This is a genomic window from Microbacterium sp. 4NA327F11 (assembly GCF_005503465.1).
Lineage (GTDB): Bacteria > Actinomycetota > Actinomycetes > Actinomycetales > Microbacteriaceae > Microbacterium > Microbacterium ginsengisoli.
Genome location: NZ_SCOB01000003.1, coordinates 37,705 through 53,477, shown reverse-complemented (window position 1 = coordinate 53,477; position 15,773 = coordinate 37,705). Strand labels below are relative to the sequence as shown.

At 71.2% G+C, this 15,773-nt stretch carries 14 protein-coding genes; 5 read left to right on the top strand and 9 right to left on the bottom strand.

All coding sequences use genetic code 11. The features are described 5' to 3' along the window. Positions 1-101: 101 nt before the first annotated feature. The 5 genes from katG to FFS51_RS02955 are packed head-to-tail and all read right to left on the bottom strand — an operon-like array spanning position 102 to position 4,258. Positions 102-2,354, bottom strand: coding sequence for a catalase/peroxidase HPI (gene katG / locus FFS51_RS02975; RefSeq protein WP_045248278.1), 2,253 nt, complete (start codon positions 2,352-2,354; stop codon positions 102-104). Continuing rightward, a complete protein-coding gene (locus tag FFS51_RS02970; RefSeq protein WP_200930831.1) occupies positions 2,351-2,815 on the bottom strand; it encodes a Fur family transcriptional regulator in 465 nt (154 codons plus the stop codon). Before FFS51_RS02970 ends, katG begins: the two co-directional genes overlap by 4 nt. A gap of 60 nt (positions 2,816-2,875) precedes the next feature. Further along, complete coding sequence (locus FFS51_RS02965) at positions 2,876-3,082, bottom strand: DUF3499 family protein (RefSeq protein WP_048808919.1); 207 nt, start codon at positions 3,080-3,082, stop codon at positions 2,876-2,878. Positions 3,083-3,132: 50 nt separating this feature from the next. After that, complete coding sequence (locus FFS51_RS02960) at positions 3,133-3,441, bottom strand: hypothetical protein (protein ID WP_137877478.1); 309 nt, start codon at positions 3,439-3,441, stop codon at positions 3,133-3,135. Positions 3,442-3,475: 34 nt separating this feature from the next. Next, positions 3,476-4,258 (bottom strand): cutinase family protein, encoded by a 783-nt coding sequence (locus FFS51_RS02955; RefSeq protein WP_171006082.1) that lies wholly within the window; start codon positions 4,256-4,258, stop codon positions 3,476-3,478. Between the two features lie 192 nt (positions 4,259-4,450). On the opposite strand from FFS51_RS02955, the gene FFS51_RS02950 reads away from it, so the two are divergent. Further along, positions 4,451-4,885, top strand: coding sequence for a metallopeptidase family protein (locus FFS51_RS02950; RefSeq protein ID WP_416361461.1), 435 nt, complete (start codon positions 4,451-4,453; stop codon positions 4,883-4,885). 6 nt (positions 4,886-4,891) lie between these two features. On the opposite strand, the gene FFS51_RS02945 is transcribed toward FFS51_RS02950, so the two are convergent. The 4 genes from FFS51_RS02945 to manA form a co-directional block, all read right to left on the bottom strand. Further along, entirely contained in the window at positions 4,892-6,298 is a 1,407-nt protein-coding gene (locus FFS51_RS02945; RefSeq protein ID WP_137877476.1) for a DUF5719 family protein, read from the bottom strand. Beyond that, a complete protein-coding gene (locus FFS51_RS02940) occupies positions 6,295-9,162 on the bottom strand; it encodes a glycosyltransferase (protein ID WP_137877475.1) in 2,868 nt (955 codons plus the stop codon). The genes FFS51_RS02945 and FFS51_RS02940 overlap by 4 nt, the downstream gene beginning before the upstream one ends. A 72-nt stretch (positions 9,163-9,234) precedes the next feature. Next, the gene (locus tag FFS51_RS02935) at positions 9,235-9,555 is read right to left on the bottom strand and encodes a WhiB family transcriptional regulator (protein ID WP_048808915.1); all 321 of its coding nucleotides are present in this window, start codon (positions 9,553-9,555) and stop codon (positions 9,235-9,237) included. Positions 9,556-9,688: 133 nt separating this feature from the next. Beyond that, on the bottom strand, positions 9,689-10,855 hold the full coding sequence (gene manA, locus FFS51_RS02930; protein WP_137877474.1) for a mannose-6-phosphate isomerase, class I: 1,167 nt from the start codon (positions 10,853-10,855) through the stop codon (positions 9,689-9,691). Positions 10,856-10,894: 39 nt separating this feature from the next. Here manA and FFS51_RS14620 point away from each other — a divergent pair, with 39 nt between their 5' ends. From FFS51_RS14620 to FFS51_RS02915, 4 genes are read left to right on the top strand one after another with little or no spacing between them, the layout of a single operon-like run. Next, complete coding sequence (locus tag FFS51_RS14620) at positions 10,895-12,088, top strand: hypothetical protein (protein WP_171006081.1); 1,194 nt, start codon at positions 10,895-10,897, stop codon at positions 12,086-12,088. After that, the gene (locus FFS51_RS14615; protein WP_171006080.1) at positions 12,085-13,377 is read left to right on the top strand and encodes an O-antigen ligase family protein; all 1,293 of its coding nucleotides are present in this window, start codon (positions 12,085-12,087) and stop codon (positions 13,375-13,377) included. Before FFS51_RS14620 ends, FFS51_RS14615 begins: the two co-directional genes overlap by 4 nt. Positions 13,378-13,382: 5 nt before the next feature. Beyond that, positions 13,383-14,369, top strand: a complete 987-nt coding sequence (locus FFS51_RS02920; RefSeq protein ID WP_137877472.1) for a glycosyltransferase — start codon at positions 13,383-13,385, stop codon at positions 14,367-14,369. A 2-nt stretch (positions 14,370-14,371) separates the two neighbouring features. Further along, positions 14,372-15,766 carry a glycosyltransferase gene (locus FFS51_RS02915; RefSeq protein WP_249352635.1) on the top strand — a complete coding sequence of 465 codons (1,395 nt, stop codon included), beginning with the start codon at positions 14,372-14,374 and terminating at the stop codon, positions 15,764-15,766. Positions 15,767-15,773: the final 7 nt, after the last annotated feature.

Here is a 15,773-nt window from a genome sequence, read left to right as displayed (position 1 = left end):
CTCCGTCGCCGGCGGCGGTGAGGCCGGCGGGCGGGATCATCACCCCAGAGTAGTCGAACGGCGGCCCGCTCCGAAGGGAGCGGGCCGCCGCGCGTCGTGGCTCAGACGAGGTCGAACCTGTCGAGCTCGGTGACCTTCGTCCAGGCCGCGACGAAGTCGCGCACGAACTTCTCGGTCGCGTCGTCGCTCGCGTAGACCTCCGCGACCGCACGCAGCTCCGAGTTCGAGCCGAACACCAGGTCGGCGCGCGTCGCCGTCCACAGGGCCTCGCCCGAGCCATCCGACGTCGCCTGGAAGGCGTGCGAGCCGGGATCGATCGGAGCCCACGTGGTGCCGAGGTCGAGCAGGTTCACGAAGTAGTCGTTCGTGAGCACGCCGACCCGGTCGGTCAGCACGCCGTGCGCCGAGCCGTCCCAGTTGGCACCGAGCACACGCAGACCGCCCACCAGCACGGTGGTCTCCGGCGCGCTGAGGGTGAGCAGGTTCGCCTTGTCGATCAGCAGATACTCGCCGCGCAGCGTCAGTCCGCGGCGCTGGTAGTTGCGGAAACCGTCGGCCGCGGGCTCGAGGTACTCGAACGACTCGGCGTCGGTCTGCTCGACGCTCGCGTCCGTGCGTCCCGGGTGGAACGGCACCTCGACCTCGACGCCGCCCTCGCGCGCGGCCTTCTCGACACCGGCATTGCCGGCGAGCACGATCAGATCGGCGAGCGAGACGCGCTTGCCCGCGGGCGCATCGGCGTCGAACGCCGCCTTGATGCCCTCGAGAACGGCGAGCACCTTCTGCAGCTGGGCGGGGTTGTTGATCTCCCAGTCCTTCTGAGGCGCGAGGCGGATGCGCGCACCGTTCACGCCGCCGCGCTTGTCGCCGCCACGGAAGGTCGACGCCGCCGCCCACGTGGTGGAGACGAGCTCGGACACGGTGAGCCCGGAGGCGAGGATCTTCTCCTTGAGGGATGCCGCGTCCGCCCCGTCGATCAGTTCGTGATCGACGGCGGGCACCGGGTCCTGCCAGATGAGCTCCTCGGCGGGCACCTCGGGGCCGAGGTAGCGCACCTTGGGACCCATGTCGCGGTGGGTGAGCTTGAACCAGGCGCGCGCGAAGGCGTCGGAGAAGGCGTCCTGGTCGGCGGCGAAGCGACGCGAGATCTTGTCGTACTCAGGATCGAAGCGCAGCGCCAGGTCGCTGGTGAGCATGCGGGGCTCGCGACGGCCGTCGGAGTGCGCGAGCGGTACGAGGTCGCTTCCGGCGCCGTCCTTCGGACGCCACTGCCACGCACCCGCGGGGCTCTTGAAGAGCTCCCACTCGTAGCCGTAGAGGATGTGGAAGAACTCGTTGTCCCAGCGCGTCGGGTGATAGGTCCAAGTGACCTCGAGCCCGCTGGAGATCGTGTCGTCGCCCGTGCCGGTGCCGTGCGTGTTCTTCCAACCGAGGCCCTGCTGCTCGAGCGGCGCACCCTCGGGGTTCTCCCCGACGGTCGTGTCGGGGGCTGCCCCGTGCGTCTTGCCGAAGGTGTGGCCGCCGGCGATGAGGGCCACCGTCTCCTCGTCGTTCATCGCCATGCGGCGGAACGTCTCGCGGATGTCGCGGGCCGACTTCAGCGGGTCGGGCTCGCCGTTCGGACCTTCGGGGTTGACGTAGATGAGACCCATCTGCACGGCGGCGAGGGGCTTCTCCAGGTCGCGGTCGCCCGAATAGCGCTCGTCACCGAGCCAGGTGGTCTCGGGGCCCCAGTAGACGTCGTCGTCGGGCTCCCAGACGTCGACGCGCCCACCGGCGTAGCCGAACGTGCGGAAGCCCATCTCCTCGAGCGCGACGTTGCCGGCGAGGATCAGGAGGTCGGCCCAGGAGATCGACTGGCCGTAGGTCTTCTTGACCGGCCACAGCAGGCGCCGCGCCTTGTCGAGATTGACGTTGTCGGGCCAGCTGTTCAGGGGCGCGAAGCGCTGCTGCCCGGCCCCGGCGCCGCCGCGGCCGTCGAAGATGCGGTAGGTGCCGGCGCTGTGCCATGCCATGCGGATGATGAGCGGACCGTAGTTGCCGAAGTCGGCGGGCCACCAGTCCTGGGAGGTGGTGAGCACCTTCGCGATGTCGGCCTTCACAGCGGCGAGGTCGAGCGCCTCGAACGCCGCCTTGTAGTCGAACTCCTCGCCCACCGGGTTCGCGACCGCGGGGTTCTTCGCGAGGATGCGCAGGTTCAGGCGCTCGGGCCACCACACGCGGTTCGCGTCGCCCGCGGTCGGCGAGGGAAGGCGCCCCTCGGGTGCGCTGTCGCCGGGGGCGGATCCGACGGGAAGGCGCGTCTCGTCGGCGCCGTCGTGGGGCACCGGGCAGCCGGTCGTGATGTCGGTCATCTCGTTCCTTTCGTGGGGGTCTGGGGGATGTCTGCGGGGGCGGCGCACGCGGCGCACAAGCCCCAGAAGGTCACGTCGGCGGTGTCGAGCACGAAGCCGCGCGTGTCGTCGGGCTGGAGGCAGGGCGCCTCGCCGATCACACAGTCGACGTCCTCGATGCGCCCGCACGAGCGGCAGACGAGATGGTGGTGGTTGTCGGCCACCCGCCGTTCGTAGCGCCCGGGGTGGCCGGCGGGCTCGATGCGTCGCAGGAGTCCCGCGCCGCTGAGGTCGCCGAGCGCGTTGTAGACCGACTGCAGACTCGTGCCGGGCAGTGCGTCGCGCACGCGCGCGAACACGTCGTCGGCGCCGAGGTGCTCGTCCGGGCGCACGGCGGCGAGCACCGCGCGCCGTGTCTCGGTGACCCGCAGCCCCGCTCGCCGGATGGCGGCATCCGCGTCGCTGTCGTGTATGTGGGGCACACCCCCACGCTAGCGCTGTTTTGAGTGAATCAAAAAAGAACGCGACGTGACGAGTCGGTGTCAGCGGGCCAGCGCGTCGTGGGTCAGCACGACCCACCCCTGCGGCACCGACAGGCGTTCGGTGTGCGCCGCGCACAGGTCGTGCGCGTGCGGATCACCCGCGCGTCCCAGCGGGCCGAGAGCGGCCATCCGGTCGCCGTAGTCGTAGGTCAGCGTCGCGACGGCTTCCCGGGCGCACCCGATCTTCGAACACAGTCGCCCTCGCACGGCTCGACCCTACGCGCGGTCGCGCATCGCCCGAGGCTGCCGCGCCGGGCTCAGCCGCCGAAGGCCGCGACGTTCCAGAGATACACGGCGAGCGCGAGCACCGCCGTGATCGCAGAGCCTGCGATCGGAAACCACACGGTGCGCGCACCGTGCGCCTTGAACGCCACCGCTCCCGCCGCGGCGACGAGCCACAGCACGACCGCGACGATCGTGTAGACCACGGTGTTCCAGTAGACCGGCGCCGTGCTGCAGCCCGGGGCGCACGACGGCGACAGCCACCAGGTCGACCAGGCGAAGAACGAGCCCGCCGCGGCGACCAGCAGCTGCACGACGAGAAGGATGCCGGTGGCCCGCGCCACACGCAGGTGCGTCGCGAGGGACGGGACCGAGCCGTCAGTGCGCGCGGAGCGTGCGTTGGAGGAAGGCATAAGCGTCATTCGTGAAATCCACCATGTACTCGTTGTGGAGCTCGATCGCGTTGGGGGCAAGACCGCTCTGGCAGAATGCATCTCCCGCGACGCAGTACGAGCGGATCTTGGAGGTCGTCTGCGGCTGGCTCGCTCCCGCAGGGGTGTCTTCCCACGTGTATTGAGCGAGCATCGCGAGGCTTTCGGCCCTGCGAGGGAAGATACCCCATCCGGTGCCGGAACCGGGAGCATTCCACGGCTCGCCGGGCACGTAGCTCGGATCGCCGAACAGCACGACACCCGTGATCATCGCGCGCTCCTGTGCCGTGAGACTGAATCCGCTGGGCGCGCCGAACTCGTTCTGCGGCGCAAGGGTCTGCAGGATGACGTGCGCACCCTGGGAGTGACCGGCGAGCACGACCTTGGGCGGAGTGGCGCAGCCGGCGAGTTCGTCCAGCTCGGCCTTCAGCGCCCGCGCGCCTTCGTTCATGCTGCCGAGGTAGAAGCCGTCCAGCGACGCCGGGTAGTCGAGGCTCTCGACCCAGGCGGTCGTCCCGGAGGCCGAGGCATCCATCGTGAACCGCGCCGCGAGCCCCGCGACCTGGCCGAATCCGCCGTCGTTCCACGTGCGCCCACCGTCGCCCGAATCGGTGCCGGCCGGCGCTCCCGTGCCGCGCACGCCGATGAAGACGACGTCGGCGTCACACTTCGCGGAAACCGTCGCGGCGGCGCGTGAGGAGGCGGTGGCGGGCGCGCTTATCAGCGCCACCAGTCCCATTCCGATCACCGACACCGCGAGGACGGCGGCAACGACTCGTTGCCTGAGCGAGCCCACGCCACCCCTTATCCCCGAGCATGGTCAAAGTACGCCCCGACCGTAGGTTACGGGCGACCCTGTGACCTGTCTGTAGGTAGATCGGGGGACAAATCGATGCGGCCGACGGCTCGTTAGGCTAGCCGAATGATGCGTCGACGTTCCCGCCGCAGTGCCCGTGCGCTGCCCAGCCGGCACGGACGACACGGCCGCGAGGGCCGCAGCGCCGTCGTCCGCCCGCCGCTTCCCCCGCTCGAGACGCGTGTCGACCGCTTCGACCTCGCTGTCGGGAGCACCGCGGAATTCCTGCGCGGCGCATGGGAGGAGCTGCGGGAGGTGCGGTTCGAGATCGCGGACCTGCCGTCCGCCGAGACGCCGACCGGAGTGCCGCGGTGGAGCGTCGATGCGACGCAGAAGCGCATCGTGCTCTATCGGCTTCCCATCGAGCGGATGAGCAGGCTCCATCGAAACGACGAGCACCACCGGCGCATGATCGTCGAGAGCTGCGTGTTCCGCGCGGCTGCAGAGTACCTCGATCGCGATCCGTGGGATCTCGGGCCCGAGCGGTTCCGTTTCCTCTGAGCTGTCTCAGCGATCGACGATGACCGTGACCTGCGCGGTCTGGCTGGCCGACGCCGCCACCGGGTAGGACGCCAGCTGCCCGGTGGCGCTGTAGCCTACGCTCGCGCTCACGGGCGCGCTCGCCGACAGCACGTAACCGGCGCCGCTGACCACCGGGACGGCGACGGACCCGGACGCGGGAACGGACACGGTGGTCGCCGAGCCGCCCGATGTCGGAGTGAGCGTGACGGATGCCGCCTCCTCGCCCGCCGCGATGGTGAGCACCGGTGACGGGCCTGCCGCGACGGCGACGATGGCATCGTCCGTGAGGCTCGGCGCCGCGGAGTACCACGCGAAGTCCGAACCCTCACCGAGTCCGGTGGCCTGCCACACGGCGGCGACGACCGGGGCGGACGCGGTGACGGTCACAGTGACGCTTCCGGCCGCGAGGCCCGGAAGCTCCAGCTCGGTGGGGATCCCGGCCGCGAGCGGGATCTGCCGTGTCGAGAGCTGGCCGCCGCCGACCGCCGCGACCGTCACGGTCGCCGTCGTCGCGACGTCGGCTGAGAGGGCGCGCAGCACCGTCACCGGCGACGAGCCCTGGGCGCCGACGGCCGATGACGGCATCGTCACTCCGGGGATCACGACCCGTGTCGCTGCCTCCGCTGTCGCGGTGATCTGGTCGATCCCACCAGGGAGCAGGGTGCGGGTGAGACTCGACTGCAGGGCGGCGACGATGGCGGCGCCCGTGGCGCTCACGCGCAGCACCGGAGCCTCTTCGCCGGGCACGAGGCCGGCAAGCGGCAGCACGCGCTGGGATCGCGCCGGGACGACGAGGTTCTGACCGCCGGTCGGGCTCAGCGCGCCCTGCGAGCCGTAGGCCGTGATGTCGACCGTGGCCGGTACGTCCTCGGGGTTGGTGAGCACCACGACATCGGCGTATCCGGTCGTCGCGGCACCGCCCACGAGCCACTGCTGGGAGCGAGACGAGGTGCAGGCGCTGGCGGCGAATCCGCGCAGATCGTCGGCGCTCACCGAGCCGGACTGTGCGGCGGCCACGCCGACGCGAGCGCCGTTGGCCGGCGCCTGAGTGATCGTGGCCGGCGCGGAGCCGGGCACGGCCGGGCTGGAGACCCGTCCGAGGACCGGGTCGCCACCCGAGGCCGACGCCGTCGTCACCGCGACCGGACCCGCGTTGTCGAAGGCCGCGATGTCGGTGGAGCTGCGCCCCACCCCGATGAGCGGGCCGGTGCACGCGAGCGTCGTCGAGGATGCGGCCGGGGCCGCCGTGACGGCCGACTTGTCCGCGGCGACGGTCGGCCAGGGCGCAGCCGCGGCGACTCCCACGGCGAGGACGAGCGCCACGGCGACGGCGGCGCCCACGATCAGACGCGTGGACGTGGCCGCCCAGAACACGACGCGTTCGCGGGTCATCGGTCGTCCTCCCGAGCGCGCGGACCCACGACACGCGGGGTCTGGCGGGCGAGTCGCCGAGACGCGGCGGTCGGCAGCGAGAGCAGCAGCGCGATGACGACGATGGCGAGCTGCCCCACCCCGACCAGCGTGGCGGTGGCGGTGACGGATGCCGCGGCATCCGCTCGGGGCACGACCCCGGCGCGCACGGCCCAGAGCTCCCCCTTGGGGGTGAGGCCGACATCCGCGAGCTGCGCGTTCTGGTTCAGGGCGGCGGCTGCGGCCAGACGGGTCGCGCGAGCCGCGTCGGTCTCAGAGCCCGGCAGCGTCGGGATGAGGATGTATCCCACACCGGCGGAGGCGAGCGCCGCGAGCGGAGCGTCGGCGCCGGAGGAGAGTGTGTCGACGACCAGACCGGCGAACTGGACGGACGCCCCGGACGCCGACGTACGCGTGGCGAGCAGGGTCGACTGGCCGTCGAGGGTGGCGCCGCCGTTCCAGACGACGTCGAGAGAGATCGCTCCCGAGGAGAGCGGAGTGACGACGGCGGTCGCGACGTTCGGCGTGGTACGGGTCTGCGCGTCGACGAAGGCGGGCACCGTCGAGTCGGGGCCGTTGGTGATCTCGAGCGCGCCACGCCGCTCGGACGCGAGCAGCGGCAGGACGGCTGCCGCGCCGAGCACGACCAGGACGGCGATCGTGACGCCGCGTGCCGCCGCGGCCCGGACCGGCAGCCCGGCATCGAGCGTGACGAGCGCCGCGCCGACGACCCCCGCCCACGCCAGACTGAGAGCCGCGCCCGGCCACAGCGCGACGGGCGTGCCGTCGGCGGCGAACGCGACGCTCACCCCGACGGCGAGGAACGCCGTGCCGAGACCGAGGACCACGAGGATGAGGGCCGCGGCCCCCACGAACCAGCGCGGCGTGAGCAGCGAGGCGAGCGCCACGATCGCGAGCGGGGCCAGGAGCAGCGCCGGCGCCCACGTGGGGAGCCCGGGCAGGTGAGCGGAGACGAGCTGCTCCCACCCCCCGAGTCCATCCACGGGGAATCCGGCCACGAGCGCCAGGCGACCCGCGGCATCCGCGCTCGCCCCACCGGAGACGGTGATGCCCGGGTCGGCCAGGAGGCCCCACGGAGTGCCGGCGTTGATCTGTGCCCAGGCGAGGGGCAGGAAGACGACGACGGCCGGGACGATCGTCCACACGACCTGCGCGACACCCCGCCCCCCGCGCGCGACCACTGCGGAGATGACGGCCAGCACCCACAGCGCCACGAGCGCAGGAGCGAGGGACGGCGACGCCGCCCAGACCACCACCATCACGAGGGAGGCCGTGCCGGCAGAGGCCCACGACCGATGCGCCACCGCGCCGGCGTAGAGCAGCCACGGGAGGGCGAGGTGCGCGATCAATGCCGCCGGCCGACCGTCGACGAGCGCCACCAGGAAGGTGGGTGCGAGCGCCCACAGCACCGCACCGAGGATGCGCAGCGAGTCGCGGGAGGTGATCCGGGTGGCGGCGAACCAGCCGCCGAGAGCAGCGAGCGGCAGCGCGGCGATCCAGAGCACGACTAGCGCGCGCGACGGTGCCCCGGGAGAGAGGGTTCCGATCAGCGCGAGCAGGGCGGAGAACGGATCGGACGGGATCGCGGCGTCCAATCCGACCGAATGGGCGCCGTACAGCGCGTTCGCCCAGAGCTGCGAGAGCGTCGATGACAGCGGAGCCAGTGCTCCTCCGCCGAGCGTGGGCCAGGCCAGCAGAGCCGGGAACGCCGCGATGGAGACCACGAGCGCGGCCAGCACGACCCAGGCTCCGCCACCCGCGAAGAAGCGCAGCTCCTCGCGCGTCGGGCGGGCCGCGGCATCCGGATCGCCATCGGCCTCGACCCGCGTTCGCAGGTCCGAGCGGGAGATGCGCAGCAACGACAGAGACGACCACGCAGCCACCCGCGCGCGGCGGATGCGTGAACGCGACCGGGCGAGCGCGGCTGGCCGCCAGGCGGCGACGAGACCCGCACCCCATTCGGGGAGCACGAGCGCCGGGCTCTTGGCCACCAGGTGCATCACCGTGCGCCACAGAGTGATCGGGAGCAGGGTCAGCCAGTGGAGCGGGACGGCGCCCGCGGGGGCGTACGCGAGGCGCCGATGCAGTTGGGCCGTGCGGGTCGCGAACGCCCGAAGCCGACGGCGACGACGGGTGTCGGGGCTCGGCAGACCTGCGACACCATCACCCGCCACCGCGACCACGGCGCGGGGCTGCACGGTCACGCGATGCCCGGCGAGTCGGGCCCGGATGCCGAGGTCCAGCCCCTCGTCGGCACCGGCGAGCGCGTCGTCGAGACCGTCGAGCGCCCGCCACACCGAGGTGCGCACGAGCATGCCGCGCACGTCGGCGCCGAGCACGTCTTCCACGTGGTCGTGCTGGCCCTGGTCGAGTTCGTCGTCCGCCAGGCCGATACGGCGCCCACCGTGGGTGAGGGTCTCTCCGAGCGAGACGATGAGCGCGGTGTCGTCGGCGCTCACGACCTTCGGGGCGACGACCGCGACCGTCTGGGAGATCTCCAACGCGCCGACCAGGCGCGCGAGAGCATCGGGGGCGGGGGCGGTGTCCTGCGCGAGAAGCCACACCGCGTCGCCCGAGAGGCGCGCAGTCGCGAGCCGCAGGGCCTCCGCGAACGAGACGGCCGACCCCGCCGTGATGACGCCTTCGGCACCGGAGGTCCCGGCGATGTCGAGCACTTCGCCGGTTCCACCGCACACGACGATGGTCAGCGCGTCGATCTGACGGGTCTGCCGGGAGAGGGCGTCGAGCGTGGCGCGAAGATGCGCCGCGGCCGGGACGCGCCCGTCGGGGCGGACGACGAGGAGGGCGTGGACACGGTCGGGCATGACGTGGTCAGCCTAGGTGAGCGTCGACGCACTCCCCCACGCCGCGCCGAGCGGCGCCGCATTGGGTGGAGGTCAGGCGCGACGCTTGAGCTTGCGGCGCTCCCGCTCGCTCAGCCCGCCCCAGATACCGAAGCGTTCGTCGTTCTCGAGCGCGTAGTCGAGGCATTCGCCGCGGACGTCGCAGGTGGAGCAGATGCGCTTGGCGTCGCGGGTCGATCCGCCCTTCTCGGGGAAGAACGCCTCGGGGTCCGTCTGCGAGCAGAGAGCGTCGGTCTGCCACGAGAGCGGATTGTCGTCGTCGACCTCGGGGCGGCGTACGCCCGGGACGCCCAGGAACACCGGATCGACGAACCAGTTGCCGGGAACACTCGATCGGTACTGCGATGCCGACATCTCGTTCTCCCCTCCGCGTCCACCTGAAGCGCGTATGTAAATTACAGCGGTGTCATTCGGATTGGTCAAGTCGCGGATCATAAACACTCAACCATGAGTCGAAGGTTTGCGACGCGCCGGTCTGGCAGAGGTTTCAGCCCGCGTTCCCACCCGGCTCAGCCACAAACGCCTCACCCACGCCCGACAGCCGCACGACGGACTCATCGGCTGTCAGGAACACCGCGCCCCCGGGGACGAGAGCGATGGAGGTCGCGGCCTCACCGCCCGCGACCGACGGGGTCCCGGCCGTCGCCAGCACGATCGCCGGACCCGAGATCGGCACCTCGACCGCACCGCCCTCGAGGCTCACCCGCGTGAGCGCGAAGTCGGGGATCGCCGGCGCGTAGCGTCGTACCGCGCCGGACGCGACAGGCGCCAGCAACGGTGGCGCCGACGGACGGGTGTCGACGATGCGCAGCAGTTCGGCGACGTCGATGTGCTTCGGCGTCAACCCTCCTCGCAGCACATTGTCGCTCGCGGCCATCAGTTCCACCCCGAGGCCCGACAGGTAGGCGTGCAGGATGCCGGCCGGCAGGTAGACGGCCTCGCCGGTGCCGAGAGACACGTGGTTCATGAGCAGCGCGACCACGACGCCGGGGTCGCCCGGATTCATCGCCGCGACGCGGGTGAGGGCCTCGAGGCTCGCGGTGGGCTCGGCGGCGAACGCCACGCGGGCCGCGGCATCCGGGGACTGCAGCGCCGCACCGACCGCGGCGGCGACCTCGTCACCCTCGCCCAGCACCCACGCGAGCACGTCGGCGAGCACGTCGGCATCGTCGTCCCCGGCGAGCCGGTCGGCGAGAGCGGAGACACCGAGCGCCTCGACGAGAGCCCGGGATGCCGCGACCGGCCGCAGCCCTGCCAGCGCGTCGAATCGGGCGCTCAGCGCCACCAGGATCTCGGGCTTGTGATTGTCGTCGCGGTAGTTGCGCGCCGCGTCATCGCGCGCGAGCCCCGACGCCTCCTCCGCGGCGAACCCGGCCTCGGCCTCGGCCTTCGACGGGTGCACCTGGATCGAGAGGGGCGCCGCGGCGGCGAGGAGCTTCAGCAGATACGGGAGGGGGCGCTCGCCGCGCGCCGTCAGCCACGCGTCGAGCGTCGGGGACCCCGGTGCGCCGACGAGCGCCGGAGACGCCGGATGGTCGCCGAACCAGGTCTCGGCCTCGGGCCGGCCCGACGGCGCACGGCCCTCGAGGTCGGCGATGAGAGTACTCGAACCCCAGGCGTAGTCGCGCGGAGCGTTGGACAGCGTCACGATCACCCTGTCAGCCTAGGCGGGCGCGACTACGCTGAGATCACGATGGCCGTGCACTCGAGACACCCGATCGCCGCGCCGCCCGCCGCCCCGCTCCGCGAGACGACCCCGCACCTGCTGCTGCGCGCGTGGTGCCTCGTCGCGCTCGTCATCCTGGTGGGTCTCCCTCTCTGGGCATCGCTGCTCGGCCCCGACGTCGCCGAGCTGCTGCTCGCCGCCTCGCTCGTGGCCACGCTCGCGATCTGGCTCTTCGGCCGCGGGCGCCTCGCCTGGCGCCGGCTGCCGTGGGCGGCGCTCGCGTTCGTCGTCGTCGCGGCGACGACCATCGCCCTCTCCCCCGATCGGGCGACGCTCTGGCCCGCGGCACTCGCTCTCGCGTCCGCCGCGGTGCACGGCCTCTTCCTGGCGAGTGTGCTGACGTGGGTCGAGCTCGTGATCGCGCTTTCGTCGGCGGCGTCATGGGTGCTCGGGGCCGGACTCGCGCTGGAGGCGTGGGCGGCGACCGTGCTGCGCGGACCTCTCGAGGGCGCGACCGGGCTCCTCGTGAGCGACGGATCGCTCTGGCGTCTCGGCTCGATCACCGGTGGCCTCGGATCCCCCGACGTCCTCGCGGCGACGGCCCTCACCGGCCTCATCGCGACCGGCGCCCTGCTGCGTGCTCGGGCATCACGGCGCGGGGTGCGCGGGATCGTCCTGGCGCTGCAGCTTGTGATGTTCGTGCACGCCTGGTCGCCCGCGGGCGCGGCGGCCGCACTCGCGGTCGGGCTCGTGCTCACCACCCAGCTCCTCATGCGGACCGTGCGGCGTTTCGGCGGACGCACGCCGCTGTACGCCGCGTACGCGGCCGCCGCCGTGGTGCTCTCGCTCATCGTGTTCGTGCTGTGGCCGCGGGAGGTGACCATCGCTCCGGCGTGGAGCGGCCTCTGGCTCACCGCCGGCCCCGTCGCGACGGTGCTCGGCGCCGCGGCACTGGCCGGCGCCGTGTGGCGATCGTGGTTCTTCGGCGCGGACCGACCGAGATGGGACATCCGCGACGACCGCCCCTACTCGGCGCTCACACTTGTGCCGACCCTCGCTCTGACGGTGACCCTCATCCACTCGGCGACCTCGCCGGCCGGGCTGCCGCCCTCGGCGTGGGCACTCATCGTCGCCGTGACGTTCTCGATCAAGCGCGCGCCGCGCGTGACCGGCGATGCGCCCGCGCGCGGCGCCGCCTCGGAGCAATGGCGGTCTCGATGACGGATGCCGCCTCCGCCCGCCCGCCCGCACACCCCCTGACCACGCTCCTCGGCTCCGACAGATTCGCGCACGCCTTCACGATGACCGCTTTCCTGGTGGTCTGCTGCCGCACGGTCATCGAACGGACAGCGGGTATCGCGACTTACGTCACCATGGTGGCGGTGCTGTCGGTGCTCGCGGTGGCCGTCCTCCTCGCCCACCGACGCGTCATCTCCCTCCCCCGGCTGACCACGCCGCTCGCCGTCGGATTCGTCGGGTGGGCCGCCCTCAGCCTGCTGTGGAACACCGACCCTCAGGCCGGCCTCGTCTCAGCGGTCTCGATCGTCGCGATCGCGCTCGTCGGGGTCGCGATCGCGAACACCCGCGACACACTCGAGGTCGTGCACGCGCTCGCCAACGTCGCGCGCATCGTGCTCGTGCTCTCGCTCGCCCTTGAACTGCTTGCGGGTGTCTTCCTCGACCATCCCATCGACATCCTCGGCATCCAGGGCAACATCGCCTCGCTCGGACCCATCCAGGGCATCTTCGGCACCCGCAACGCCCTCGGGTTCACGGCGGTGATGGCGATCGTGACCTTCGTGATCGAGTGGCGAGCGAACACGGTCTCCCCGTGGCTCTCGCTGGGCTCCGTGCTGCTCGCCGGAGCGCTCGCCCTCCTCACGGGATCGCCGATCGTGCTGGTCGTCGCGATCGCCGGCGCGGTGGCGACATCCGTTCTGCTGATGGTTCGGCACACACGGGCGCCGTATCGGTCCGCCGTGCAGTGGACCCTCGGCGCCGCCGTGCTCGCCAGCATCGTGCTGGCCTACCTGCTGCGCCAGCGCCTCATCACCCTGATCGGCGCCGACGACGACATCAACGCACGCTACGACCTGTGGCTCACGGTGCTGCGATTCGTGCGCAGCCACCCCTTTCGAGGATGGGGCTGGTTCGGACCGTGGATCCCCGGCGACATGCCGTTCTCGGCCATCAACGCCAGCCTGGGCACGACCAACCTGTCGGCGCTGAACGCCTTCTTCGACGCGCTGCTGCAACTCGGCTGGATCGGGTTCGTCCTCTTCTTCGCGCTCTGCGCGACGGCCTTCGTGCGTTCATGGATCGACGCATCCAACCGGCGCTCGGTCGTCTACGCGTGGACGCCGCTCGTGCTCGTCGCCCTCATCGTCTACTCCTTCTTCGAGAGCTTCGCCCTCTCGGGATTCGGATGGCTGCTGCTCGTCGTCTGCGCGACGCGCGCCTACGAGCACCAGTCACTGTGGGAGTGGCGAGGAAGGCTCGGTAGGATGTGAGGGCTATGGCCGCCGCATCCCCTGCCTTCGACGTGCCCGCCACCACCTCGTTCGACCCCGCGTCGGCGACGATCGCGATCGTCACCTACAACCGGTCGGCGCTGCTGTCGAAGCTCCTCGACAGCATCATCGCGATGGATCCGAAACCGGGCCACGTCGTGATCGTCGACAACGCGTCGGGCGACGACACCACGGCGGTCGTCGAGAGCTACCGGGAACGTCTCGGCACCGAGCTCGTCTACCGCCGGCTCGAGGAGAACACCGGTGGCTCGGGCGGGTTCAGCGTCGGGATGCAGGTCGCGTACGAGCTGGGCAGCGAGTGGATCTGGCTCATGGACGACGACGTGGAGGTCATCTCCGACGGACTCGCGCGCATGGGCGCGTGGGCACCGCGGTTCAAGAGCATCCAGGGGCGCCGCTACGACTACGACGGCAGCGAGTTCTACTGGCAGTACCGCCTGTCGATCCCCCTCGGCATCCCGATCCCGTTCGCGCCCGCGGGGTTCGATGGCGCCGGCTACCGGGAGATGAACTCCGGGTGCTTCGAGGGCATGTTCATCCACCGCTCGATCGTGGCCGAGATCGGCCTTCCCGACCCGCGCTTCTTCATCTACTGGGATGACTCGGTCTACGGCTGGCTCGCCTCGCTGCGCACCACCGCGGTCATCGTCAACGAGTTCGTGCTCACCCGCACGCGCGAGATCCGCCAGTGGGACATGGGCACCCGGCACCTGAACGCATCGAGCGACGCGTACCGCTACTACATCATGCGCAACCGCGGGATCATGCGGCACTACTTCGCCGAGCACGGCGCCTACCGTCCGGTGCGTTTCGCGCTCGGCACCGCGCTCACGTTCGTCAAGGAGATCATCCGACTGCTCATCGTCGAGCGGAAGGTGCGCGGCACCAGCAATCTGTTCCGCGGCATGCGCGACGGCCTGCGCATCGCCCGCGACCGCTCGTGGGCGATCATGCCGCCGCTCGGGGACTGAGCGTGACCGGCGAGCGCCGCATCCGGGTACTCATCGTGACCGGAGACCTCATCGGTGAGAAGATGGCCGGTCCAGCGATCCGCGTCTGGAACATGGCCGAGGCTTTGGCGGATGTCTGCGACGTGCGGATCGTGTCCTGGAACCGCATCGAGCGCGCCAGCGAACGCTTCGGCCTGCATGCCGTGCATGAGTCGGATGACGCCGCGATCGCGGTCCATGAGCAGTGGTGCGACGTCATCGTCGTGCAGGGCGTCTCGTTCCGCATGTTCCCGTCGGTGCGCACGTCGGCGAAGATCATCGTCGCCGACCTCTACGACCCGTTCCAGCTCGAACAGCTCGAGTTGAACAAGTTCTCCGATGAGCGCACCTGGAACGAGGAGGTGCGGAAGGCCGTCTCGTTGATCAACGAGCAGCTCCTCCGCGCCGACGTCGTGCTCTGCGCGTCGGAGCGTCAACGGGACCTGTGGCTCGGGGCACTCTCCACCCTCGGGCGTCTCAATCCGACCACCTATCTCGCCGATGAGACCTTCTCGTCGTTCGTGCGGATCGTGCCGTTCGGTCTACCGGCGGTGGCACCAGTTCGCACGCGTCCGGCGCTCAAAGGCATCGTCCCCGGGATCGATGACGGCGATGTGGTGCTGATCTGGGGCGGCGGAATCTACAACTGGTTCGATCCGGTATCGCTCGTCGAGGCGATGGGCGTGCTCCGCGACTCGCATCCCCGGGTGAAGCTCTTCTTCCTCAGCGCGAGCCACTTCAACCCCGATGTCCCGGAGATGCAGGTGGTCGCCGACACGGTCGCCGCTGCCGAGCGCCTCGGCCTGCGTGACACGACCGTCTTCTTCAACGACTCCTGGGTCGACTACGACGACCGCGTCAACTACCTCCTCGACGCGGACATCGGCGTCAGCACCCACGTCGTGCACGCCGAGACCCGATTCTCGTTCCGCACGCGCCTGCTCGACTACCTGTGGGCGGGGCTCCCGATCATCGCGACCGAGGGTGACACGTTCGCTGAGGTCATCACCTCACAGGGACTCGGCGCCGTGGTTCCCGAGAAGGATGCCGCAGCACTCGCGGCGGCGATCGCGAGCCTCGCGGAACCTGTGACGCGCGCGGCCGCCGCGGAGCGGGTGCGTGCCGTGGCGGAGGCCTACACGTGGCCGCGGGCCCTGTCGCCCCTGGTCGACTTCTGTGCCGCCCCGGCGCACGCAGCCGACCACACCTCCCTTCCAGCGGGGCTGACCGGCGGCGACCGCTTCGAGCGCATCCTGGCGATGCCGCGCGGGCGACGGCGGGACCTCGCGCTGCTGCGCTATTACCTCACCAGCGGTGGATTCCGCCTCGTGCGCGAGAAGGTCGCCGAGCGGCGCGAGCGGCTCGGACGGAACGTCTGACCGGGTC